Origin of the sequence: Streptomyces sp. NPDC001980 (genome assembly GCF_040296885.1) — a bacterium.
GTDB lineage: Bacteria > Actinomycetota > Actinomycetes > Streptomycetales > Streptomycetaceae > Streptomyces.
Genome location: NZ_JBEOYD010000006.1, coordinates 287224 through 311151, shown reverse-complemented (window position 1 = coordinate 311151; position 23928 = coordinate 287224). Strand labels below are relative to the sequence as shown.

The 23928-nt window shown below is 69.7% G+C and carries 21 protein-coding genes and 3 tRNA genes; 15 read left to right on the top strand and 9 right to left on the bottom strand.

Features of this window, described 5'->3' with window-relative positions; all coding sequences use genetic code 11:
* Positions 1-25 precede the first annotated feature (25 nt).
* The 5 genes from ABT137_RS12265 to ABT137_RS12245 all read left to right on the top strand — a co-directional run bounded on the left by ABT137_RS12265 (position 26) and on the right by ABT137_RS12245 (position 7928).
* Positions 26-2917 carry a PKD domain-containing protein gene (locus ABT137_RS12265; protein WP_351706510.1) on the top strand — a complete coding sequence of 964 codons (2892 nt, stop codon included), beginning with the start codon at positions 26-28 and terminating at the stop codon, positions 2915-2917.
* A 68-nt stretch (positions 2918-2985) separates the two neighbouring features.
* The gene (locus ABT137_RS12260; RefSeq protein ID WP_351706507.1) at positions 2986-3279 is read left to right on the top strand and encodes a hypothetical protein; all 294 of its coding nucleotides are present in this window, start codon (positions 2986-2988) and stop codon (positions 3277-3279) included.
* A 189-nt stretch (positions 3280-3468) separates the two neighbouring features.
* Positions 3469-7413, top strand: coding sequence for an ATP-dependent RNA helicase HrpA (gene hrpA, locus ABT137_RS12255; RefSeq protein WP_351706504.1), 3945 nt, complete (start codon positions 3469-3471; stop codon positions 7411-7413).
* Between the two features lie 94 nt (positions 7414-7507).
* Positions 7508-7582: transfer RNA gene (locus ABT137_RS12250), tRNA-Asp, on the top strand.
* A 154-nt stretch (positions 7583-7736) separates the two neighbouring features.
* Complete coding sequence (locus tag ABT137_RS12245; protein ID WP_351706501.1) at positions 7737-7928, top strand: DUF6274 family protein; 192 nt, start codon at positions 7737-7739, stop codon at positions 7926-7928.
* A gap of 514 nt (positions 7929-8442) precedes the next feature.
* On the opposite strand, the gene bldC is transcribed toward ABT137_RS12245, so the two are convergent.
* Both bldC and ABT137_RS12235 read right to left on the bottom strand, forming a co-directional pair.
* Positions 8443-8649, bottom strand: a complete 207-nt coding sequence (bldC, locus tag ABT137_RS12240; protein WP_003949541.1) for a developmental transcriptional regulator BldC — start codon at positions 8647-8649, stop codon at positions 8443-8445.
* A gap of 631 nt (positions 8650-9280) precedes the next feature.
* Positions 9281-10123 carry a DUF8083 family protein gene (locus ABT137_RS12235; RefSeq protein ID WP_351706498.1) on the bottom strand — a complete coding sequence of 281 codons (843 nt, stop codon included), beginning with the start codon at positions 10121-10123 and terminating at the stop codon, positions 9281-9283.
* Positions 10124-10389: 266 nt separating this feature from the next.
* Between ABT137_RS12235 and ABT137_RS12230 the strand changes: the two genes are divergently transcribed.
* The gene (locus tag ABT137_RS12230) at positions 10390-11481 is read left to right on the top strand and encodes a Leu/Phe/Val dehydrogenase (RefSeq protein ID WP_351706495.1); all 1092 of its coding nucleotides are present in this window, start codon (positions 10390-10392) and stop codon (positions 11479-11481) included.
* Between the two features lie 300 nt (positions 11482-11781).
* Positions 11782-12045 (top strand): DUF3073 domain-containing protein, encoded by a 264-nt coding sequence (locus tag ABT137_RS12225; protein ID WP_046733692.1) that lies wholly within the window; start codon positions 11782-11784, stop codon positions 12043-12045.
* Positions 12046-12127: 82 nt separating this feature from the next.
* Here ABT137_RS12225 and purM read toward each other — a convergent pair whose 3' ends face one another.
* The 4 genes from purM to ABT137_RS12205 all read right to left on the bottom strand — a co-directional run bounded on the left by purM (position 12128) and on the right by ABT137_RS12205 (position 16298).
* A complete protein-coding gene (gene purM, locus ABT137_RS12220; protein ID WP_351706492.1) occupies positions 12128-13198 on the bottom strand; it encodes a phosphoribosylformylglycinamidine cyclo-ligase in 1071 nt (356 codons plus the stop codon).
* A gap of 31 nt (positions 13199-13229) precedes the next feature.
* Positions 13230-14759, bottom strand: coding sequence for an amidophosphoribosyltransferase (purF, locus tag ABT137_RS12215; protein WP_351706489.1), 1530 nt, complete (start codon positions 14757-14759; stop codon positions 13230-13232).
* Positions 14760-15002: 243 nt separating this feature from the next.
* Positions 15003-15449 carry an META domain-containing protein gene (locus ABT137_RS12210; RefSeq protein WP_351706486.1) on the bottom strand — a complete coding sequence of 149 codons (447 nt, stop codon included), beginning with the start codon at positions 15447-15449 and terminating at the stop codon, positions 15003-15005.
* 51 nt (positions 15450-15500) lie between these two features.
* The gene (locus ABT137_RS12205; RefSeq protein ID WP_351706483.1) at positions 15501-16298 is read right to left on the bottom strand and encodes a maleylpyruvate isomerase family mycothiol-dependent enzyme; all 798 of its coding nucleotides are present in this window, start codon (positions 16296-16298) and stop codon (positions 15501-15503) included.
* A gap of 88 nt (positions 16299-16386) precedes the next feature.
* Here ABT137_RS12205 and ABT137_RS12200 point away from each other — a divergent pair, with 88 nt between their 5' ends.
* The 3 genes from ABT137_RS12200 to ABT137_RS12190 all read left to right on the top strand — a co-directional run bounded on the left by ABT137_RS12200 (position 16387) and on the right by ABT137_RS12190 (position 17767).
* Positions 16387-16590: a helix-turn-helix domain-containing protein gene (locus ABT137_RS12200; RefSeq protein WP_351706480.1), complete on the top strand. Its 204-nt coding sequence runs from the start codon at positions 16387-16389 to the stop codon at positions 16588-16590.
* 1 nt (position 16591) lies between these two features.
* Positions 16592-17062 carry a Clp protease N-terminal domain-containing protein gene (locus ABT137_RS12195; protein ID WP_351706477.1) on the top strand — a complete coding sequence of 157 codons (471 nt, stop codon included), beginning with the start codon at positions 16592-16594 and terminating at the stop codon, positions 17060-17062.
* Between the two features lie 126 nt (positions 17063-17188).
* Positions 17189-17767, top strand: coding sequence for a Uma2 family endonuclease (locus ABT137_RS12190; protein WP_351706474.1), 579 nt, complete (start codon positions 17189-17191; stop codon positions 17765-17767).
* A 57-nt stretch (positions 17768-17824) separates the two neighbouring features.
* On the opposite strand, the gene purL is transcribed toward ABT137_RS12190, so the two are convergent.
* Genes purL through purS form a run of 3 tightly spaced genes read right to left on the bottom strand, consistent with a single transcriptional unit; the run spans position 17825 to position 21020 of the window.
* The gene (gene purL / locus ABT137_RS12185; protein ID WP_351706471.1) at positions 17825-20083 is read right to left on the bottom strand and encodes a phosphoribosylformylglycinamidine synthase subunit PurL; all 2259 of its coding nucleotides are present in this window, start codon (positions 20081-20083) and stop codon (positions 17825-17827) included.
* Entirely contained in the window at positions 20080-20760 is a 681-nt protein-coding gene (purQ, locus tag ABT137_RS12180; RefSeq protein ID WP_351706468.1) for a phosphoribosylformylglycinamidine synthase subunit PurQ, read from the bottom strand. The genes purL and purQ overlap by 4 nt, the downstream gene beginning before the upstream one ends.
* Entirely contained in the window at positions 20757-21020 is a 264-nt protein-coding gene (gene purS / locus ABT137_RS12175) for a phosphoribosylformylglycinamidine synthase subunit PurS (RefSeq protein WP_351706465.1), read from the bottom strand. The genes purQ and purS overlap by 4 nt, the downstream gene beginning before the upstream one ends.
* A 384-nt stretch (positions 21021-21404) precedes the next feature.
* Here purS and ABT137_RS12170 point away from each other — a divergent pair, with 384 nt between their 5' ends.
* The 5 genes from ABT137_RS12170 (at position 21405) to ABT137_RS12150 (ending at position 23918) form a co-directional block, all read left to right on the top strand.
* Positions 21405-21722 carry a histone-like nucleoid-structuring protein Lsr2 gene (locus tag ABT137_RS12170; RefSeq protein ID WP_351706462.1) on the top strand — a complete coding sequence of 106 codons (318 nt, stop codon included), beginning with the start codon at positions 21405-21407 and terminating at the stop codon, positions 21720-21722.
* 136 nt (positions 21723-21858) lie between these two features.
* Positions 21859-21930, top strand: a tRNA-Gly gene (locus ABT137_RS12165).
* Positions 21931-22011: 81 nt separating this feature from the next.
* Positions 22012-22087 (top strand) — tRNA-Gly (locus ABT137_RS12160).
* 143 nt (positions 22088-22230) lie between these two features.
* Entirely contained in the window at positions 22231-23154 is a 924-nt protein-coding gene (locus ABT137_RS12155; protein WP_351706459.1) for an ABC transporter ATP-binding protein, read from the top strand.
* On the top strand, positions 23151-23918 hold the full coding sequence (locus ABT137_RS12150) for an ABC transporter permease (protein ID WP_351706456.1): 768 nt from the start codon (positions 23151-23153) through the stop codon (positions 23916-23918). The genes ABT137_RS12155 and ABT137_RS12150 overlap by 4 nt, the downstream gene beginning before the upstream one ends.
* Positions 23919-23928 lie beyond the last annotated feature (10 nt).

Sequence of the window (23928 nt, the reverse complement as noted above, 5' to 3'; positions counted from 1 at the left end):
CCCGTGAACGCTCCGTGGAGACCCCATGCACAGATCCCGCCCCGCCGTAGGACTGTCCCTCGCCATGATCGTCGTGGTGGGAGCGATGAGCGGCTGGGGGACCGGGCGGGCCATGGCCGACCCCGGGCCGGGCAGGACGCTGTACGTGGAGGGCTACAGCACGGTGTGCAGTGACAGCGGTACGGGGACGGAGAGCCGGCCCTTCTGCACCGTGCAGGCCGCCGCGGACGTGGTCGAGCCGGGGGACACGGTCCGGATCCTGGGGGACTACTCCCTGTCCCCGCACCCCGAAGCGGTGACCCTCACCCGGTCGGGGACCAGCGACAAGCCGATCACGTTCAGCGGAGCGCCCCTCCCCTCAAGTCGTCTGAGGACGGTGCTCGCCACTCCCGCCTCCGCACCGGCGCTGACGCTGAAGGGCGTGCATGACGTACGGGTCGAGTCGCTGGCCTTCACTGACGAGCACCACTCGGACGTGGTGGCGGTGACCGGGTCCGACCATGTGACCCTCGACCGGCTGACGGTCGACAACGCCGCCCCGACGGTCCCCGTCACCGGGACGGCGATCGGCGTGGACGGCACGTCCTCGGACGTGACCGTGTCACGGAACACGATCAACCCCAGCACCGCGTACGGCGTGCGGGTGGCGCCGGGAGCGGCCCGGGTCACCGTGACGACCAACGTGATCCTCACGCAGCAGCAGGCCGGCATCGCGGTGTCGGGCACAGCCGACGCGGACGTGACCAGCAACACCGTCTTCGCGCCCTGCGCCACCGCGATCTCGCTGGACGGCGGGAGCTCCGGAGTGGTGGAGAACAACGTGGCATTCAACGTCACCAACGGCTCGATGCAGACCAGCTCCTGCCAGGCGCCGACCGCTCCGTTCTATGCGGTGTCGGCCGACTCCGCGAGCCGGGTCACCGCCGACTACAACGTGGCGGCGCACGAGGTGTCCTCTTCCGCCCCCGCCCGCACCGAGTACTCCTGGGCCGGCACCTCCTACGCCACCAGCGCGGCCTTCCGGGACGGGACCGGCCAGGGCACGCATGACATCGACGGGATCAACGCGTACCCGGCGACGCCCGCCGAGCACTCCCCCCTGATCGACTCGGCCGACGCCACCGCGCCGGGCGAGCTCAGCACCGACTCCCAGGGGCGCGCCCGGGTCGACGACCTGTTGGTCGACAACACCGGGACCGGCACCACGGCCCACCCCGACCGGGGCGCCCTGGAACGGCAGGACACCCTCGCCATCGCCTCCGGCGACGTTCCGACACCCCCGAAGGGGCTCGCGCCGCTCGGCATCTCCATGAAGACCGACGCCACCAGTTCCTGGGGCGCGGCCCTCGCCTACTCGGTCGACTTCGGCGACGGCAGCGACCCGGCCACCGGCACGCCCGGCACCCCGGTCAGCCACACGTACACCACGCCGGGGCTGTACACCACGCGCATCACGTTCACCGAACCCGACGGGACGAGCGCCGAGAAGTCCTACGCCGGGGTGGCGGCGGGTACGGCCACCCCGCCCGCCGCCGCCCTGTCCGTCGCCCCGGACACCGCGACCGGACAGGTCGCCGCCGGGCTCGCGCAGTTCACGGTGCCGGCACCGGCCGACCCGTGGGAGGTCGAGTACCGGACCCTGAGTTTCGGCGACGGCACGCAGGACAACCTGCCCACCGACGCCCAGGAGCCGACGCAGCCCACGCACCAGTACGCGGCCCCCGGCACCTACACCGCCACCCTGACGCAGACCGACCTGCTCGGCCGGACCACCACCGCCAAAACCGTCTTCCACGCGGCGGACGCCTTCGTCGCCGTGACCCCGCAGTACGACACCGAGAAGACGATCGCCGCGCACGGCGTCCTGACGCTCTCGGCGGCCACGCTGCGGGCCGACTCGAACGGCGCGGACGCGGTGCAGCTCCAGCTCGTCACCAGCAACGCGAAGGCGAGCGGCGCGCTCACCCTCTACACCCACGGCACCACCCGCCCGGGCACCGCCGCCATCGCCTTCGAGCCGGGCCGTACGGCCACCGCGGAGACCACGGTGAAGGTCACCCCGACCGGTTCGGTCGACCTCTACAACGGCAGCTCCGGCGCGGTGACGGTCGACGTCGCCACGGTCGGCCTCCAGTCCCACGCCCAGTACGCCGACACCTACCACCCGGTCACCCCGGCCCGCCTGCTCGACACCCGCACCGGCACCGGCGGCACGCGGGCTCCGGTCGCCGGCGGCCACTCGGTCACCCTCGCCGTCGGCGGCACCCACGGCGTCCCGGCCGACGCGCACGCGGTGGTCCTCGACGTCACGGCGACCACCACCAAGGCGTCCGGCGACCTCACCGTCGCCACGCACAGCACCAACGACTCCGTCGTGAGCGGCCCCTACTGGACCACCGGCCAGACCGCCACCACCCAGGTCGTGATCCCCGTGTACGACGGCAAGGTCGTCCTGCACAACGACAGCAAGGCGTCGGCGAACCTCGTCGTGGACCTCGCCGGCTGGTACGGCACCGCCACGGGCGGCTCGGAGTTCCTGCCCGTCACCCCGGCCCGCATCCTCAACACCCGCACCGGAACCGGCACCGGCAAGGTCGCCAGGCTCGCCGCCCACGGCACGCTCAAGCTCAAGGTGACCGGCGCCCACGGCGTCCCCGCGACCGGAGTCACCGCCGCCGACCTGAACCTCACGGTGCCCGCCCCGTCCGGCAACGGCTACCTCGTCGCCTACCCCGACGGCACCTCGCGCCCCGGCGTCTACTCGCTGAACTTCACCAAGGGACACACCGCGGCCGGCCGCGCGCTGGTCAAGGTCGGCACCGACGGCGAGATCGACCTCTACAACGCCGGTACCACCTCGGTGGACGTGTACGCGGACCTGCTGGGCGACTACGACGTCTTCCCCGCCACGTCCTGAATCTCCTTGGCGGCGTGGCCCGCCGCCGCTAGGTTCTGGCGGGTCAACACGTCACCAGGGTGGAGAAGATGAGCCGGGATCAGGACATACAGCTGGAGAAGGACCGTGCGCGCTACGGCCTCCTCGCCATCGTCGTCAGCAACCTCGCGATCGCCGCGGTCGCGGTCTTCGGCGTCTGGCGACTCAACGGCAACGAGTCCGTGATCATCGGCGTCCTGACCGCCGCCTTCACGGCGGTGAGCAGCATGACCACGGCGTACCTGGGGATCAAGGCCGTATCGAACACGGCGAAGTCCATGGCAGCAGCCTCCGCCCCGGCCCCGGCCCAAACCCCCACGCCTCCGGCCCAGCGAACCCCGTAGGGACAGGGCCGGGAAGCGCCCCTTCAGGGGCGCGGGGCCCCAGCTGATATGCGGCTCCGCCGCGCGGGCGCGACCAGCCCCCCATGCACCCGCACCCGAAGTACTACGTCCGCCCCCAGCCCTCGGCCGAACCGCCGGAGGCAAAAGCGTTCGCCATGGATTTCCCCGAGGTGAGATCCTGGACCGCGTATGTCTACGCATCCCGCCCCCGCCCTCGGCCCCCTCGCCCCTCGCCTGACCGAGCTCTCACTGCGCGACGCGCACCGGCTCGGGCGCAGGCTGGAAGGCGCGCGCAAGATCCGTAAGCCGGAGGCCCGGGCCGCCGTCCTCGCCGAGATCGAGGCAGAGGTGGCCCGGGCCGAGGAACGGATGGCCGGCCGCCGCGCCGTCGTGCCCGCCGTCTCGTACCCCGAGCAGCTGCCCGTCAGCCAGAAGAAGAACGAGATCGCGGAGGCGATACGCGACCACCAGGTCGTGATCGTGGCCGGCGAGACCGGCTCCGGGAAGACCACCCAGATCCCCAAGATCTGTCTGGAGCTCGGCCGGGGCGTGCGCGGCATGATCGGGCACACCCAGCCCCGCCGGATCGCCGCCCGCACCGTCGCCGAACGGGTGGCGGAGGAGCTGCGGACACCCCTCGGGGAGGCCGTCGGCTGGAAGGTCCGCTTCACCGACCAGGTGAACCCCGACGCCACCTTCGTCAAGCTGATGACGGACGGCATCCTGCTCGCCGAGATCCAGACCGACCGCGAGCTGCGCGCCTACGACACGATCATCATCGACGAGGCCCACGAGCGGTCCCTCAACATCGACTTCCTGCTGGGCTACCTCGCCCAGCTGCTGCCGCGCCGGCCCGACCTCAAGGTCGTCATCACCTCCGCCACCATCGACCCCGAGCGGTTCTCCCGGCATTTCGGCGACGCCCCGATCGTCGAGGTGAGCGGTCGGACGTACCCGGTCGAGGTGCGGTACCGGCCGCTCCTCGAAGAGGACGCGGAGGACGCCGACCGGGACCAGATCACCGCCATCTGCGACGCCGTGGAGGAGCTCCAGGGCGAGGGGCAGGGCGACATCCTCGTCTTCCTCTCGGGGGAGCGGGAGATCCGGGACACCGCGGACGCGCTGGAGAAGAAGAAGTACCGGTTCACGGAGGTCCTCCCCCTCTACGCCCGGCTCTCGCACGCCGAGCAGCACCGGGTCTTCCAGCCGCACACCGGTCGCAGGATCGTTCTGGCGACCAACGTCGCCGAGACCTCGCTCACCGTCCCGGGCATCAAGTACGTCATCGACCCCGGCTTCGCCCGGATCTCCCGCTACAGCCACCGCACCAAGGTGCAGCGGCTGCCCATCGAGGCGATCAGCCAGGCCAGCGCGAACCAGCGCAAGGGCCGCTGCGGCCGTACCTCCGACGGCATCTGCATCCGGCTGTACGGCGAGGACGACTTCGTCTCCCGGCCGGAGTTCACGGACCCGGAGATCCTGCGCACGAACCTGGCGAGCGTCATCCTGCAGATGACCGCGGCCGGCCTCGGCGACATCGAGAAGTTCCCCTTCATCGACCCGCCGGACCACCGCAACATCCGGGACGGCGTGCAGCTGCTCCAGGAGCTCGGCGCGATCGACCCGGCCGAGAAGGACCCGCGCAGGCGGCTCACCGACACCGGCCGCAAGCTCGCCCAGCTGCCGGTCGACCCGCGGCTGGCCCGCATGGTCCTGGAGGCCGACAAGAACGGCTGTGTCCGCGAGGTCATGGTCATCGCCGCCGCGCTCTCCATCCAGGACCCGCGCGAACGCCCGGCCGAGAAGCAGACCCAGGCCGACCAGCAGCACGCCCGCTTCCGCGACGAGACCAGCGACTTCCTCGCCTTCCTCAACCTGTGGAGATACGTCAGGGAGCAGCAGAAGGAGCGCGGCTCCAGTTCCTTCCGGCGGATGTGCAAGCAGGAGTTCCTCAACTTCCTGCGCATCCGTGAGTGGCAGGACATCTACATGCAGCTGCGCACGGTCGCCAAGCAGATGGGCATCCACCTCAGCGAGGACGACGCCCCCGCCGACCGCGTGCACGTCTCCCTCCTGGCCGGCCTCCTGTCCCACATCGGCATGAAGGACGTGAAGGACGGCGCGAAGAACGAGTACCTGGGGGCGCGCAGCGCGAAGTTCGCGCTCTTCCCGGGCTCCGCGCTGTTCAAAAAGACTCCCCGGTTTGTGATGTCGGCGGAGCTGGTGGAGACCTCGCGCCTCTGGGCCCGGGTCAACGCGAAGATCGAGCCGGAGTGGGTCGAGCCGCTCGCCGAGCACCTCCTCAAGCGGACGTACAGCGAACCGCACTGGGAGAAGGACCAGGCGGCCGTGATGGCGTTCGAGAAGGTCACACTGTACGGCGTGCCGATCGTCGCCGACCGGAAGGTGAACTACGGCCGGATCGATCCGGAGACCAGCCGCGAGCTTTTCATTCGCAACGCACTGGTCGAGGGCGATTGGCGGACCCACCACAAGTTCTTCGCCGACAACCGCAGGCTGCTGAGCGAGGTCGAGGAGCTGGAGCACCGGGCGCGGCGCCGGGACATCGTCGTCGACGACGACACCCTCTTCGACTTCTACGACCAGCGGGTGCCCGAACACGTCGTCTCCGGCGCCCACTTCGACTCCTGGTGGAAGCACAAGCGGCACGAACAGCCGGAGTTCCTGGACTTCGAGCGGGAGATGCTGATCCGGGAGTCGGCGGAGGCGGTCACCAAGGCCGACTACCCGGACTCCTGGCAGCAGGGGCAGCTGAAGTTCCGGGTGACGTACCAGTTCGAGCCGGGCGCGGACGCGGACGGTGTGACCATCCACATCCCGCTCCAGGTCCTGAACCAGGTGACGGACGAGGGCTTCGACTGGCAGATCCCGGGCCTCAGGGAGGAGGTGGTCACGGAGCTGATCCGTACCCTCCCCAAGCCGATCCGCCGCAACTACGTGCCCGCGCCGAACTTCGCGAAGCGTTTCCTGGACACCGCGGTCCCCCTTCAGGAGCCCCTCACCACGACCATGGCGCGCGAGCTGAAGCGGATGGTCGGCGTGCCCTTCGAGGCCGAGGACTTCGACTGGGCGAAGGTCCCGGACCACCTGAAGATCACCTTCCGGATCGTCGACGAGCGGCGCCGCAAGCTGGCCGAGGACAAGGACCTGGAGGCGCTGAAGCTCCGGCTGAAGCCGAAGGCACGCCAGGCCCTCTCCCAGGCCGCCGCGGCCACCGCGGAGCGCCAGGGCGGCGAGTCCCTGGAGCGCAAGGGCCTCACGGACTGGACGATCGGCACCCTCACCCGCGTCTTCGAGACCCGCCGGGCGGGCCAGCCGGTCAAGGCCTACCCGGCCCTGGTCGACGACGGCGACACGGTCTCGGTCCGCCTCTTCGACACCGAGGAGGAGCAGACCGAGGCGATGTGGAAGGGCACCCGGCGGCTCATCCTCCGCAACATCCCGGTGAACCCGGCGAAGTTCGCGTCGGAGAAGCTGACGAACGCCCAGAAGCTCGCGCTGTCGGCGAACCCGCACGGCACGATCCAGGCCCTGTTCGACGACTGCGCGATGGCGGCGGCGGACAAGCTGATCGCCGACTTCGGGGGTCCGGCGTGGGACGAGGAGTCGTACCGGAAGCTGTTCGACAAGGTGCGCGCCGAGATCGTCGACACGACGGTCCGGACGGTCGGGCAGGTGCAGCAGGTGCTTGCCGCCTGGCAGGCCTGTGAGCGCCGCCTGAAGGGCGTACGGAGCCCCGCGCTGCTGGCGAACCTGACCGACGTCCGCAAGCAGCTGGACGCGCTCGTGAAGCCGGGCTTCGTGACCTGGGCCGGTATACGACGCCTCCCCGACCTCATGCGCTACCTGGTCGCCGCCGACCGCCGCCTCCAGCAGATGCCGACGAACGTCCAGCGGGACACCACCCGCATGGAGAAGGTCCACGAGATGCAGGACGAGTACGCCTGGCTCCTGGAGCAGCTCCCGAAGGGCCGGCCGGTGCCGCAGCAGGTCCTGGACATCCGCTGGATGCTGGAGGAGCTGCGGGTCAGCTACTTCGCGCATGCGCTGGGCACGGCGTACCCGATCTCGGACAAGCGGATCGTGAAGGCGATCGACACGGCAGCTCCGTAACCGACCGGGCACGCTGGGTGAGTTCGACCAGGGCCCACCCCCTCCTGTACAGTCCTTCTCGCAGCACAACGCAAGACAAAGTGCCGCGAAACTTGGTCCTGTGGAGCAGCTTGGAGTGCTCGCCACCCTGTCAAGGTGGAGGCCGCGGGTTCAAATCCCGTCAGGACCGCACAACCAGCAAGGCCCGCATCCCGCAAGGGAAGCGGGCCTTTTGCATGCCCGCGCGGCCCACAGGGAGCGGTCCCCGCCCTTGACGGCGTCACATTCGCTGGCTACCCAGGAGGGAGGGCTTGGTTGCTGTCGGCCCCCTCTGGAGGTGGCGTATGGCGGCTTCGGTGCGGCACGAGACGCGGGCGCTGCTGAGGGCCCACCTGGCGGCCGCCTCGTCGTACCGGCATCTGACCCGTCGCTGTGCGGTCTGCCATCAGCTGCTGCGGCTGGCCATGGACTCCGCCCCGCACACCGCGGAGGCCCCCGAGGACGCCGCGGAGGACCAGGGCCCCGCCGGCCCATGACGGTACGCGACCCGCGCCGGCCCCAACCGCCGTCCCCTCAAGGGCCGGTGGAGCGCGATACTCCTCTAGCGCACCCGGGGCAGTACAAACAACCCGTGCGGTATGTGACGGGTGTCACCGCATGAGTTTCCGAAACGGCGGTACTTACCCCCTTCCTACAACTGGTCAATTTAATATGTGCAATTGCACCACCCTGTGGACCCGCCCCGGACCCCCTCCGGGTGCCCGCACAGCAGATCCGACAGTGATCCCCAGACTCCGACAAGGCTGCTCACAGAGGCGGCGGTTACGGTGGGCGAAGCCCCCACGGGACCCCATGGACGCACAAAAAAGATCGCGCTGGACCCGGCGGAGTCCAGCGCGATCTACGACGCACCCTGTGTCGCTTGCCTGAGAAGTTCTGGTCGGCCTGGGCGTGGGCCCTGTTGGGGCAGGTCCCGCGTCGCTTGGAGCTAGGGTTTCGGGCGTCTCGGCCAGTTGGGGGACCGGTCGGTTTGCCCGCTATTCAGTTGGGTCAGGCTTCGCTGCGCTGCTGCGGGATGCCCGCCAGCAGGGCGCGCACCTCAGCCTCGCGGTAGCGGCGGTGTCCGCCGAGCGTGCGGATCGACGTGAGCTTGCCGGCCTTCGCCCACCGCGTGACCGTCTTGGGGTCGACGCGGAACATCGTGGCGACCTCAGCCGGGGTCAGCAGCGGCTCGGCATCAGGGGTGCGAGCGGTCATGAGCGGCCTCCTCGGGAGAACCGAACCTTCTCGGTTCTTTCCTCTAAATTCTGCACCTTGACCCGCGTTGCCCGAAATGGCGGACGCGAGTCGAGTCGGTTATAGGACGAACGGCTTGTCCTCGGCACTACAACTACACCATCTGTCCAGCCGCGTCGGCCAAACCGATGGAATTGCCCTCCCAGGTAGGCATCAGCCGCGGAAGCCGATGGACCATGCCATAGCGGACAGTCACGCCACTGTGACGATCAGTCACAGGACGATCAGGAGTCACCAGACCCCCCAAAGCACGTAATGCTGAGAATCCGCCCACAGTGCACCACACTTGGACGGATGGAGCCCTCCCCGGACTCCTTGTCCTATTTTGGCACGAGGAGTGGCAAGAGGCGCAAGAGCCGTGTAAGTGCTATCCGTCACCCTTGACGCAAAAGCCCGGATCGGGATCCAACGTCCAGTGCGTTCACTGAAGTGCCGTCAACGTACGTTGTTTCATGCCTTCTGGGCCGTGACGTGCATCACTCACCACACACACGTCACGCAGGTGTCATCCGGTGGTAAACCGCATCGGACGCCCCGTCAGTCAGTACGGATCACCGGGCATCCGCGCTCAGACCGGCACGCAGACCGGCACTCAGTTCGCCGAACGGCGGTCCCGTACCGTCCGCCACCGCTCCACCAGCCGCCCGTACGCCTCCCCGGCCGCGGCCCCGTCGCCCTGGCGCAGCGCCTCGATGCCGGCCGCCACGTCGGCCGCCGAATGGTCGCCCTCCAGGTCCCCGGCCGGCAGGGTGTGCACGAGACCGCCGTAGTCCAGCTCGACCACCGAACGCGGATGGAACTCCTCCAGCCAGCGGCCGACGTCCACCAGGCCGTCGATCAGCGGCCCTTCCTCCACGGTGTCCTTGAGCGTGCGCAGCGCCCGGGCCACCCGGCGCCGGGCCTGCACCATGGGCGTGCGGTAGCGCAGCATCGGCGGGATCTCGGCGGTGCCCTTCTCGTACCGGCGCTCCTCGTCGGAGACCAGCACGAACCAGTTCAGCGGCACCTGCCAGGTCGCAGTGCGGATCCAGGGCCGGCAGTCGGGGTTGCGGGCCAGCCAGCGCTCGTAGTCCGTCGTGGCCTGCCGGCGCACGACCGGCGGCAGCATCGCGTCCAGGACCGACGCCGGCAGTTCGTCGGAGAGTTCCTGCAGGGCCTGCCAGCCGCGCAGCCGGGTCCGCCACGGGCAGACGCACACGACGCCGTCGGCCTCCAGGACGAAGGCGTCGCCGCTCTCCTGCACCGGCACCGGAATCGGCGGGGTGGGCAGCAAGTCGGCCAGGGAGCGCCGGAGTTCGTCCTGGTAGGAGGGGCGCTCCGGACGGCGGGCGTAGCGCGTCCAGTGGTCGCGCTCCCGGTCCGGGAAGGCGGCCAGCGGCTCGTACACACGCAGGTACGTCGCGTAGGGGACGACCACCGAGGACACCTTGGGCACGCCTGCTCCCTCCCCATCGGACCGGGCTCGAAACCAGCGGAACCCACGGCGGAGCCATGACAGAGCCGGCCGGGGCCGGCCGCGGAAACCACAGCAAATCGTCCCACGCTCATGCGTGCGCACACGGCACGGGAGAGTGATGCTGAACACTGCGCGGATGGTGTACGGGCAATGGCTCTACGCTCATGCCAGGCCCCCGCCACCCTTACGGGAGCCCCCCGCTTCCACCCGCCGCGACACACGCGACACAACCGGGAGTCACCACAGTGACCGACGTTTCCACCGGCGTCCTGCACACCCTGTTCCACTCGGACCAGGGCGGTCACGAGCAGGTCGTGCTCTGCCAGGACCGCAAGAGCGGCCTCAAGGCCGTCATCGCCATCCACTCCACCGCGCTGGGCCCCGCCCTCGGCGGCACCCGCTTCTACCCGTACGCCAACGAGGAGGAGGCCGTCGCCGACGCCCTCAACCTCGCCCGCGGGATGTCGTACAAGAACGCCATGGCCGGGCTCGACCACGGCGGCGGCAAGGCCGTGATCATCGGGGACCCGGACCGCGACAAGACAGAGGAGCTGCTGCTCGCCTACGGGCGGTTCGTGGCCTCCCTCGGCGGCCGGTACGTCACCGCCTGCGACGTCGGCACGTACGTCGCCGACATGGACGTGGTGGCCCGCGAGTGCCGCTGGACCACCGGCCGCTCCCCGGAGAACGGCGGCGCCGGCGACTCCTCCGTGCTCACCGCGTACGGCGTCTACCAGGGCATGCGGGCCAGCGCCCAGCACCTGTGGGGCGACCCCTCGCTGCGCGGCCGCACCGTCGGCATCGCGGGCGTCGGCAAGGTCGGCCACCATCTGGTGGAGCACCTCCTGGAGGAGGGCGCCCGGGTGGTCGTGACGGACGTGCGCCGGGAGGCCGTCGGCCGGATCTCCGACCGGCATCCCCAGGTACAGGTGGCCGCGGACACCGACGCCCTGATCCGCGTCGAGGGCCTCGACATCTACGCCCCGTGCGCGCTCGGCGGCGCCCTGAACGACGCGTCCGTGCCGGTGCTGACCGCCCAGGTGGTGTGCGGCGCGGCCAACAACCAGCTCGCCCACCCGGGCGTCGAGAAGGACCTCGCCGACCGCGGGATCCTCTACGCGCCGGACTACGTGGTGAACGCCGGCGGGGTCATCCAGGTCGCCGACGAGCTGCACGGGTTCGACTTCGACCGGTGCAAGGCGAAGGCGGCGAAGATCTTCGACACCACGCTGGCCATATTCGCACGTGCGAAGGATGACGGGATTCCGCCGGCCGCGGCGGCCGACCGGATCGCCGAACAGCGGATGCACGAAGCCGTAACGGCGGGCGGCCACTGATCGAACACCGGGTTTCCGGACGGATTTCCGGTACCTGCCGGCGGGCACTTGGAGAGAACTCTCACGTTCGTCGGCGGGTCGTCCGCCAGGAAGTGGTTAAAATCGTGGTTGACCAGCGGGGACGGGGCACCTCGCGGGTCGTGCAGCCAGGCGCGTGGTGCGGGCGACGTACCGTATGGGCGCGGGCTCAGGTACCGTGGAAGCCCTACGGACCGGTCTCTCCGAGGAGAGCCCGTTCCGGATCATGAACGCGTGTCAGACTCTGGGGCCGTCGAGCCCCGTCACCGAGGGGGTCGAGCCATGGGGCGCGGCCGGGCCAAGGCCAAGCAGACGAAGGTCGCCCGCCAGCTGAAGTACAACAGCGGTGGGACTGACCTGTCACGTCTGGCCAGCGAGCTGGGCGCATCGACTTCGAGCCAGCCGCCGAATGGCGAGCCGTTCGAGGACGACGACGAGGATGACGACCCGTACGCCCAGTACGCGGATCTCTATAACGACGACGATGAGGACGAGGACGAGGACGACCAGTCCGGTCCGCACTCCCAGCATCGTCGCGGTGCTTGACGCCGGCGGCTGCTGAGCCGCTTCACTGACCCGGTCCGGGGTTCCATAGCCGGACCGGGTTTTGTGCTGGCCTCACCGAGCCTTACGCGTAGTCCCCCACCAGGTCCGCCCCGGTGGTGTGCGCGCCGCGCTCGGTGATCTCGCCGGCGACCCACGCCTCGACCCCGCGGTCGGCCAGTGCGGTCAGCGCCACGTCCACCGACTCCTGCGGGACGATCGCGATCATGCCGACGCCCATGTTGAGCGTCTTCTCCAGTTCGAGCCGCTCGACGCTGCCGGTGCGGCCGACCAGGTCGAAGATCGGACCAGGGGTCCAGGTGGCGCGGTCGACGATCGCGTGCAGGTGGTCCGGGATCACCCGGGCCAGGTTCGCGGCGAGTCCGCCGCCGGTGATGTGGCTGAAGGCGTGGACCTCCGCCGTCCGCATCAGGGCCAGGCAGTCCAGCGAGTAGATCTTGGTCGGCTCCAGGAGTTCCTCGCCGAGGGTGCGGCCCAGGTCCTCGATGTGCGCGTCGAGGGCGAGGCCCGCCTGGTTCAGCAGCACGTGCCGGACCAGGGAGTACCCGTTCGAGTGAAGCCCGGAGGACGCCATGGCGATCACCGCGTCACCCGTACGGATACGATCCGCGCCGAGCAGCCGGTCGGCCTCCACCGCGCCCGTACCGGCGCCGGCGACGTCGAAGTCGTCCGCGCCGAGCAGGCCCGGGTGCTCGGCCGTCTCGCCGCCCACGAGGGCGCACCCGGCCAGCACGCAGCCCTCGGCGATGCCCTTGACGATGGCGGCGACCCGCTCCGGGTGGACCTTGCCGACGCAGATGTAGTCGGTCATGAACAGCGGCTCGGCACCGCACACCACGATGTCGTCCATGACCATGGCGACGAGGTCGTGCCCGATGGTGTCGTACACGCCGAGCTGGCGCGCGATGTCCACCTTGGTGCCCACGCCGTCCGTCGCTGAGGCGAGCAGCGGGCGCTCGTAGTTCTTGAGGGCGGAGGCGTCGAAGAGACCGGCGAAGCCGCCGAGGCCGCCGAGGACCTCGGGGCGCTGCGTCTTCTTCACCCACTCCTTCATCAGCTCTACGGCGCGGTCGCCCGCTTCGATGTCGACGCCGGCAGCCGCGTAGGAAGCACCGGAAACAGGGCTCTCAGACATTGCCTGGGATCTTTCGGGTTGATGACGGGGCTTACGGGCGACGGATCGCGTCGGCCGCGGCCGTGGCTGCCGGACCGGCTGCCAGCTCGGTCTCCAGGAGCTGCTTGCCGAGCAGCTCGGGGTCCGGGAGCTCCATCGGGTACTCGCCGTCGAAGCAGGCGCGGCACAGGTTCGGCTTGGCGATGGTGGTCGCCTCGATCATGCCGTCGATGGAGATGTACGCCAGGGAGTCGGCGCCGAGCGAGGTGCCGATCTCCTCGATGGTCATGCCGTTGGCGATGAGCTCGGCGCGGGTGGCGAAGTCGATGCCGAAGAAGCACGGCCACTTGACCGGCGGCGAGGAGATCCGGATGTGGACCTCGGCCGCGCCCGCCTCCCGCAGCATCCGCACCAGGGCCCGCTGGGTGTTGCCGCGGACGATCGAGTCGTCGACGACGACCAGGCGCTTGCCCTTGATGACTTCCTTCAGCGGGTTCAGCTTCAGGCGGATGCCGAGCTGCCGGATGGTCTGCGAGGGCTGGATGAAGGTACGGCCGACGTAGGCGTTCTTGACCAGGCCGTTGCCGAAGGGGATGCCGGAGGCCTCCGCGTAGCCGACGGCGGCCGGGGTGCCGGACTCCGGGGTCGCTATCACCAGGTCGGCGTCGACCGGGGCTTCCTTGGCGAGCCTCCGGCCCATCTCCACGCGGGAGAGGTAGACGTTCCGCCCGGCGATGTCGGTGTCGGGGCGGGCCAGGTACACGTACTCGAAGACGCAGCCCTTGGGCTTCGCGTCCGCGAATCGCGAGGTACGCAGGCCGTTCTCGTCGATGGCGACGAACTCGCCCGGCTCGATCTCGCGGACGAAGCTGGCGCCGCAGATGTCGAGCGCCGCGGACTCCGAGGCGACGACCCAGCCGCGCTCCAGGCGGCCGAGGACCAGCGGGCGGATGCCCTGCGGGTCACGAGCCGCGTAGAGGGTGTGCTCGTCCATGAAGACGAGGGAGAAGGCGCCCCGGACCTTCGGCAGGACCGCGTGCGCGGCCTCCTCGATGGTCAGCGGCTTGCCGTCCTCGTCGGTCTGGGCCGCGAGGAGGGCGGTCAGCAAGTCGGTGTCGTTGGTGGCCGCGACCCGGGTGGACCGGCCGTTGTGGTCCTTGGGGAGTTCGGCGACCATCTCGGCGAGCTGCGCCGTGTTGACGAGGTTGCCGTTGTGGCCGAGCGCGATCGAACCGTGCGCGGTGGCGCGGAACGTCGGCTGGGCGTTCTCCCACACGGAGGCACCGGTGGTCGAGTAGCGGGCGTGACCGATCGCGATGTGACCCTGGAGCGAACCGAGCGAGGTCTCGTCGAAGACCTGGGAAACGAGGCCCATGTCCTTGAAGACGAGGATCTGGGAGCCGTTGCTGACCGCGATACCCGCGGATTCCTGGCCCCGATGCTGGAGGGCGTAGAGCCCGAAGTACGTGAGCTTGGCGACCTCTTCACCGGGGGCCCAGACTCCGAAGACGCCGCAAGCGTCCTGGGGGCCCTTCTCGCCGGGGAGCAGATCGTGATTGAGGAGACCGTCACCACGTGGCACGGAACCGAGTGTAGGCGAGATCGACCACTGGTCCGAATTGGGGATACACAGCCGTAATGGATCTACGGCCGCGGACGCGGTTGTGGGTTTCTCCATTCCCGCAGGTCAGCGAGGTAGGAGGTTTCTCCAGGCGGCGCCGGTTCGGGCGGACCGGTGCCCGCGCAACCCCCTCACACCGTATCTCTGAGTGAGGTGTCGCACATCATTCGGGGGGTCACGCGGGGTGTCGCGCCCGCGTCGCGGTCACGTCCTGGACAGCTGGACGCGGTCGCCGCCGGTCGCGGTGAGGGTGAGTTTCCCGCCCTCACCCGTCATGGTCAGCGGTCCGGAGGTGAGCGTGCGGGAGAGAGCGCGCTCGAAGGTCATCCGCGCGTTGTCGCAGGCCATCCGCGTGGTGCGGACGTGGCTCAGCCGGATCTGGTCGCCGGTGATCTGTGCCGTGCCACTGAACTGGTTGCACCCGAAGGTGCCGGCCGCGCGACCGTCCTCGATCTTCATGTGGGCGTGCGCCGGGGCGCGATGAATGGTGCCGTCGACGGTCACGCTGTCGACGGTCCAGTCGATCCCGGTCACGTCCGGCCCAGTCCCCACGGTTCCGCCTCTCTCACCGCCACAGGCCACCGCGAGCAGAAGCAGCAGGGCGGCGGCCACCGCCGTCGTCAGGGTCATACGGCGCGTGCGCTGTTTCAACCCGTACCCGTACATACCGTTTCGACGGTGCGCACCGGGTGATCGGTTCCCTCATCCCATGACGGGCAGGTACGCCCCGAGGTCCGCCCGCTCGCCACTGGCGCTGACCCTGGCGTCCGCCACGGCCTCCTTCCACGCCAGCCGTCCGGTGGCCAGCCGGATCCAGGTCAGTGGGTCGGTCTCGACGACGTTGGGCGGGGTGCCGCGGGTGTGCCGGGGCCCTTCGACGCACTGCACCACGGCGTACGGCGGCACCCGTACCTCGGTCGACCCGCCGGGCGCCTTGACCGCGAGCGCGTCGGCGAGCAGCCGGGTACAGGCGGCCAGGGCCTGCCGGTCGTAGGGGATGTCGAGTCCCGGGACCGCCGCGCCGAGGTCGTCGGTGTGGACGACCAGCTCGACGGCCCGGGTGACGAGGTAGTCGTCGAGGGAGAGCGCGCCGGCGCTGGTGGCGAGCAGCCGGGTGCCGGGATGCGCGTCGAGCAGGCCGCGGAGGCCGGCGTCGACGTCGGCGAGGTAGGCGTCGAGGTCGGGGTGGTCGGCGGCGAGGCGCCGGGTGAAGTCGGCGATGGCGGCGGCGTTGCCGGAGGTCCCGAACGGCCAGTCGAGCAGCACCGCGTCGGCCTTCGCGGGCTCGGGCTGGTCCAGGGCCCGGTGGACGGCGGTGACCGCCATGCCGATGTGGGCGACGAGGTCCCGCACGGTCCATCCCTCCAGCCGGGTGGGGAGTGCGAGCTGCTCGGGGGTGAGGGTGCGGGCGGCGTCCCGCACGTTCGCGAGCTGGGCGAGAACCGCCGTACGGATCTTGCCGGGGTCGTACGTCCGGGGGCGCTTCTTGGCGGGAGGCATGGCGGTGAGCGTATTGCCTCGGTCCGACAGGCGAGTGCCTGTCAGGCTGGGTTGACAAGCAGGGGACTGTCAACCCAGACTGACAGACATGGAAACGCAAGAGCTCTCGGAACGCCTCAGGTCGCACGACCCCGCGGTGGGACTGCGGGCGGTGGGTGCCCTGCACCGTCTGGCCGAGCAGGTCGAGGCGGCGGCGGTCGTGCGCGCCCGCGCACAGGGCTGGTCCTGGGAGCAGATCGGGGACGCCCTCGGCGTGTCCCGGCAGTCCGTCCACGCCAAGTACGGGAAGTGAGATGACCATGTTCGAACAGTTCGCGGCAGAGGCCCGGGCGACCGTCACGTCGGCGCTCGAAGAGACCACGCTGCGCGGCGACCGTCGCATCGGTACCGAGCACCTCCTGCTGGGAGTGCTGCACGATCCCGGCGCGGTCCGCACCCTCGGTACCGACCTGGAGACCGCACGCGCCGCCCTCGACTCCCTCGACCGGTCCGCGCTGGCCGTGGTCGGCATCGACGTCCGAGGGATCGAGCGGGCACCGATTCCCGCGTCCCGCAAGCGGACCCCCTTCACCTCGGGCGCCCGCGCCGTCCTCCCCCGCGCCCTGGCCGAGACGAAGAAGTCCCGCAGCCGCCGCATCACCCCGGAACACCTGCTGCTGGCCCTCCTCGACTGCGAGCGCCCGGATCCGGTGGCGGAACTCCTGGCCGAACTCGACATCGACCGCACCGCGGTCCGGGCACGCATCCGGCAGCCGGGCGGCTGAGCCCGTAGCGGTCAGGGGGCGAGGTCGGAAGCCGGGGTGATCACCCGTGGGTGTGATCCGCTGCGAAACCCGCACCGCACCGCCGGAGCCTGGCGACACTGGTCTTCGCCTGGAAGGGGGTGCAGCATGACGGCCGAGCGCACATCTCAGATGTCGGTGGAGGAGTTCGAAACGATCGCCTCTGCCGCTCCCGAGACCGTCGCGTTGGAGTTCGCCAACGGACGGATCGAGGTCAAGAAGGCGGCGGACGGGGACCACAGCACCATCGTGACCTGGCTGGCCCGGCGCTGTATGCAGGCCAGGCCTGACCTGGACCTGTACCAGGGCCGAGGGCTACGGGTGGAGGCATATCGAGAAGGCAGGGCGAAACCTGATGCCGTGCTCGCGCCCGAGGCGCACTTCGCGGGGCACGGCGAGTGGGCCGACCCGGATGGCGCGCTCATGGTCGTCGAGGTCACCTCGTACGACTCGGACACCGACCGGCGGGACCGGCACGAGAAGCCGGCCGCATACGGCCAAGCGGACATCCCTCTCTACCTCTTGATCGACCGCGACTCCTGCACGGTCACCGTGCACAGTTCGCCGGACCGGAAGGTCGGTGGCTACCGCGTCGTCCGTACCGCGAAGTTCGGTGAGAAGGTGCTCCTTCCCGATCCGATCGGCATCGAGCTCGACACGGAGATCCTCAAGAACTACGTCCGATGAGCCGAGAAGGCCCCGCCCGGACACATCCGGGCGGGGCCTTCGTCGTCGTGCGACCGGCTACGCCAGCAGCGCCTCGATCGTGCCCTCGTGCGCCTCGCGCAGTTCGGACAGGGTGAGGCTGAACTCGCCCTGGATCTCCACCGAGTCGCCGTCCACGACGCCGATGCGGGTCACCGGGAGGCCCCGGGCGCCGCACATGTCGTTGAAGCGGACCTCCTCCGAGCGCGGTACCGCGACGATCGCGCGGCCGGCCGACTCGGAGAGGAGGAAGGTGAAGGCGTCGAGGCCGTCGGGTACGACCAGGCGCGCGCCCTTGCCGCCGAGCAGCGCGGACTCGACCACGGCCTGGACGAGGCCGCCGTCGGACAGGTCGTGCGCCGAGTCGATCATGCCGTCACGGGAGGCGGAGATCAGGATCTCGGCGAGGAGGCGCTCACGCTCCAGGTCCACCTTCGGCGGCAGGCCGCCCAGGTGGTCGTGGACGACCTGGGACCAGGCCGAACCGCCGAACTCCTCACGCGTGTCGCCGAGGAGGTAGAGCAGCTGGCCCTCCTCCTGGAAGGCGACCGGCGTGCGGCGGGCCACGTCGTCGATCACGCCGAGGACGGCGACCACCGGGGTCGGGTGGATGGCCACCTCGCCCGTCTGGTTGTAGAGCGAGACGTTGCCACCGGTGACCGGGGTGCCCAGCTGGAGACAGCCGTCGGCGAGGCCGCGGACCGCCTCGGCGAACTGCCACATCACCGCCGGGTCCTCGGGCGAACCGAAGTTCAGGCAGTCGGAGACGGCGAGCGGCTTGGCGCCGGTCGTCGCCACGTTCCGATAGGCCTCGGCCAGGGCCAGCTGCGCGCCCGTGTAGGGGTCGAGCTTGGCGTAGCGGCCGTTGCCGTCGGTGGCGATGGCGACGCCGAGGCCGGTCGCCTCGTCGACGCGGATCATGCCGGAGTCCTCGGGCTGGGCCAGCACCGTGTTGCCCTGCACGAAGTGGTCGTACTGGGAGGTGATCCACTTCTTTGAGGCCTGGTTCGGGGAGCCGACCAGCTTCAGAACCTGCTGCTTCAGCTCCTCCGCCGTCCCGGGCCGCGGCAGCTTGTTCGCGTCGTCCGCCTGGAGGGCGTCCTGCCAGGACGGGCGGGCGTAGGGGCGCTCGTAGACCGGGCCGTCGTGGGCGACCGTGCGCGGGTCGACGTCGACGATCTTCTCGCCGTGCCAGAAGATCTCAAGACGGTCGCCGTCGGTGACTTCGCCAATGACCGTGGCGATGACGTCCCACTTCTCGCAGATCTCCAGGAAGCGGGCGACCTTGGCCGGCTCGACCACCGCGCACATGCGTTCCTGCGACTCGCTCATGAGGATTTCCTCGGGCGAGAGGGTCGAGTCGCGGAGGGGAACGTCGTCCAGGGTCACGGTCATGCCGCCGGAGCCGTTCGAGGCCAGCTCGGAGGTGGCGCAGGACAGGCCGGCCGCGCCGAGGTCCTGGATGCCGACGACCAGCTTCTCCCGGAACGCCTCCAGGGTGCACTCGATGAGGAGCTTCTCCTGGAAGGGGTCGCCGACCTGGACGGCGGGGCGCTTGGAGGGCTTGGCGTCGTCGAAGGTCTCCGAGGCCAGAATCGAGGCGCCGCCGATGCCGTCGCCGCCGGTCCGGGCGCCGTACAGGATGACCTGGTTGCCCGCGCCGGAGGCCTTGGCGAGGTGGATGTCCTCGTGCCGCATGACGCCGATGGCACCGGCGTTGACCAGCGGGTTGCCCTGGTAGCAGGCGTCGAAGACGACCTCGCCGCCGATGTTCGGCAGGCCCAGGCAGTTGCCGTAGCCGCCGATGCCGGCGACGACGCCGGGCAGCACGCGCTTTGTGTCGGGGTGGTCGGCCGCGCCGAAGCGCAGCGGGTCGACCACGGCCACCGGACGCGCGCCCATCGCGATGATGTCGCGGACGATGCCGCCGACGCCCGTGGCCGCGCCCTGGTAGGGCTCGACGTACGACGGGTGGTTGTGCGACTCGACCTTGAAGGTGACCGCGTAGCCCTGGCCGACGTCGACCACGCCCGCGTTCTCGCCGATGCCGACGAGCAGGGCGTCCGACTGGGGCGCCTTCTCCCCGAACTGGCGCAGGTGGACCTTGGAGGACTTGTACGAGCAGTGCTCGGACCACATGACCGAGTACATGGCGAGCTCGGCGCCGGTCGGGCGGCGGCCGAGGATCTCCACCACCCGCTCGTACTCGTCCTTCTTCAGGCCGAGTTCGGCCCAGGGCAGCTCGACGTCGGGGGTCGCGGCCGCGTGCTCGACCGTGTCCAGAGGCGTCCGGCTCATGCGTTGACCAGCTTCTTGAGGATCGAGGTGAAGAAGGGGAGGCCGTCCGTGCGGCCGGTGCCGATCAGCGGCTCGACGGCGTGCTCGGGGTGCGGCATGAGGCCGACGACGTTCCCGGCCTCGTTGGTGATGCCGGCGATGTCACGGAGCGAGCCGTTCGGGTTCAGGTCGAGGTACCGGAACGCCACCCGCCCCTCGGCCTCCAGCTTGTCGAGCGTGTACTCGTCGGCGACGTACCGGCCGTCCATGTTCTTCAGCGGGATGTGGATCTCCTGGCCCGCGCTGTAGTCCGTCGTCCAGGCGCTGGAGGTGTTCTCCACCCGCAGCTTCTGGTCGCGGCAGATGAAGTGGAGGTGGTTGTTGCCGAGCATCGCGCCGGGGAGCAGGTGCGCCTCGGTGAGGACCTGGAAGCCGTTGCAGATACCGAGGACCGGGAGGCCGGCCTTCGCCTGTTCGATGACGGTCTCCATCACCGGCGAGAAGCGGGAGATGGCGCCGGCCCGCAGATAGTCGCCGTAGGAGAAACCACCGGGAAGGACCACCGCGTCGACCTGGTGGAGGTCCTTGTCCTTGTGCCAGAGGGCGACCGGTTCCGCGCCCGCGAGACGGATCGCGCGCTGGGTGTCACGGTCGTCGAGGCTTCCCGGGAAAGTGACGACGCCAATACGAGCGGTCACTTCGCCGCCTCCGCGACTTCGTCGACGTGAACCGTGAAGTCCTCGATCACGGTGTTGGCGAGGAAGGATTCCGCAAGATCGTGGATGCGGGCGAGCGCGGCCTCGTCGACCGGCCCGTCAACTTCCAGTTCGAATCGCTTTCCCTGACGTACATCGGAGATGCCTTCGAAACCCAGGCGCGGCAGCGCACGCTGGACCGCCTGGCCCTGGGGGTCGAGGATCTCCGGCTTGAGCATGACGTCGACTACGACGCGTGCCACTGGCACTCCCGGTGTTGTGGTGCTGACTGCTGAGCAGATACCCGTGATACCCGTCGGTGGTCTCCGACCGGTGTCTTCAGACTACCCGCACAAAATTTCTACGCGGGTAGAGTTGTAGGAAACTACGTGAGCCGCATCACGATCGGGTGACAGTCGCAGATCCTCACGAAAAGTTCTGGGAAAGTTCCCCGGGTTCGTCCACGACATCTATTGCGCTGGGGACACGCGGACGGATTTAGTCGGGCTTCACTTTGTATTGCCAGGCACTGTACAAATGAATTGGCAATAGCCGATACTCGGCACGTCATCTTCCGCCGTCGCGGTCATCGCCGATGAGCTGTCGATGAGCTGTATAGACGTGCCACACGAAGGGACCGAATATTCGTGGCGCAGAAGGTCGTGGTCACTCTCTTTGACGACATCGACGGCTCGGAAGCGGCGGAAACGATCGCCTTCGGACTCGACGGCAAGTCGTACGAGATCGATCTGAATCAAGCCAACGCCAAGAAACTGCGCAGGGCCCTGGAGCCTTACGTGGTGGCCGGCCGCAAGCGGTCGAAGTCGGGCAAGGCGTACAAGCAGACGGAGGTCGCCCCCGACCCGGCGGCCGTCCGCGCCTGGGCGCAGGCGAACAAGATGGATGTCCCGGCCCGCGGCCGCATCCCGAAGAAGGTGTACGAGGCGTTCAGCGCCGCCCAGTGACAAGGGCGGCCGGCTGCCCTCAGGGTGCGTCAGCCACCCCTGGGGGCAGCCGACTTGCGCTACCCCCCTGCTGATCAGCTAATGTCTGGAGCACGCCGACGGGCCCGGCCGAAAAGCCGAAGCCCACGGAGTACATGCGGGTGTAGTTCAGTAGCAGAACATCCCCCTTCCAGGGGGAAGGCGCAGTGTGCAATTCCTGTCACCCGCTCTGCACCGCCGGTCCTGAGCATGCTTGTGGATCAGGTAGGCTGGTGCTCGCACCGATCGGTGGGAGCCGGTCGGGAGCAGTGCGGACGTAGCTCAGTTGGTAGAGCGCAACCTTGCCAAGGTTGAGGTCGCGAGTTCGAGCCTCGTCGTCCGCTCCAGCTCATAGAGGAAACCCCAGTCATATGACTGGGGTTTTTTCGTGCGCCCACGTGCAGCTGCCGGGCATCCCTCTGACATTTGTCATGGCGAGTGATGACACCGCGCACTGCTCCCGGGATCCGGCTGCCGGGACGCTGGAGTCATGGACGACGAACACGTGATTGAGGTCACAGATCTCCGGCGTGTCTACGGGGGCGGGTTCCAGGCGGTCCGCGGAATCACCTTCTCCGTGGGCCGCGGGGAGATCTTCGCGCTGCTCGGCACCAACGGCGCCGGAAAGACATCGACGGTCGAACTGCTCGAAGGACTCGCGCCGCCCGACGGCGGCCGGGTACGGGTGCTGGGCCACGACCCGCACCGGGAGCGGGCCGCCGTACGCCCGCGCACCGGCGTGATGCTCCAGGAGGGCGGCTTCCCCTCCGAGCTGACCGTCGGCGAGACGGTACGGATGTGGGCCGGCTGTACGACGGGAGCCCGGCCCACGGCCGAGGCGCTCGGCCTGGTCGGGCTCGGCGGCCGGGCGGACGTCCGGGTCAAGCAGCTCTCCGGCGGCGAGCGGCGCCGCCTCGACCTGGCACTCGCGCTGCTCGGCCGGCCCGAGGTGCTGTTCCTGGACGAGCCGACGACCGGACTCGACGCCGAAGGCCGCCGGGACACCTGGGAGTTGGTGCGCACACTGCGCGACGACGGGACGGCCGTCCTGCTCACCACCCACTACCTGGAGGAGGCCGAGGACCTCGCCGACCGGCTCGCGATCCTGCACGAGGGGCGCATCGCGGCCGCCGGGACACCGGGCGAGGTGACCGCCGGCCGGCCCGCGCGGATGTCCTTCGAACTGCCCACGGGCTACTTCCTCGGAGACCTGCCGCCCCTCGCCGCGATGGGCGTGTGCGGACACGAGCTCCACGGCAGGTTCGTACGGCTGCGGACCCGCGAGGTGCAGCGGACCGCCGCCGGGGTGCTGGGGTGGGCCGAGCGGACCGGGGTCGAACTGAACCGGCTGGAGGTGCGGTCCGCCTCGCTGGAGGAGGCGTTCCTGGGGATCGCCAAGGAGGCGGCCGCATGAATGCCATGGTCACGGCGCGGCTGCGCGCCCTCTCCCGCGCCGAGCTGCTCCTTTTCGGCCGCAATCGCAGTGCCGTGCTCACCGCGCTGCTCATGCCGCTCGTACTGCCGATCACCGTGCGGCCCGCGATCGACCAGTTCGACCTCAAGGAGAAGGGGCTGAACATCGGCACGCTGACGCTGACCGCCGCGATCGGGTTCTCCTTCCTGTTCGCCGTCTACAGCTCACTGGTCGGCGCGTTCGTCGCCCGCCGCGAGGAACTCGTCCTCAAACGGCTGCGCACCGGCGAGCTGTCCGACGCGGAGATCCTGACCGGCACCGCCCTGCCCGCCCTCTGTCTCGGCCTGGCCCAGGCGCTGCTGCTGGCCGTCGGCTGCACGGTGCTGCTCGACGCGGGCACGCCCGAAGCGCCGTACCTCACCCTGCTCGGACTCGTCCTCGGCCTGCTGCTCAGTGCCGTGCTCGCCGCGCTCACCGCCGCCGTCACCCGGACCACCGAGAGCGCCCAGATCACCGCGGCGCCCCTGGTCCTCGTGTCCATGATGGGCTCGGGCATCGCCGTTCCCGCGGACGTCCTGCCGCACCGGGTCGCCGCGGTCTGTGAACTCCTCCCGCTCTCGCCGGCGGTCCGCCTGGTCCGGGCCGGCTGGACCGGAGAGCTGAGCGCGTACCAGGCCCTGGGCACCGTCCTCACCGCGCTGGCCTGGACCGTGGTCGCGGTGTTTGCTGTACGGCGGTGGTTCCGCTGGGAACCCCGGCGCTGAGGGGAACGAG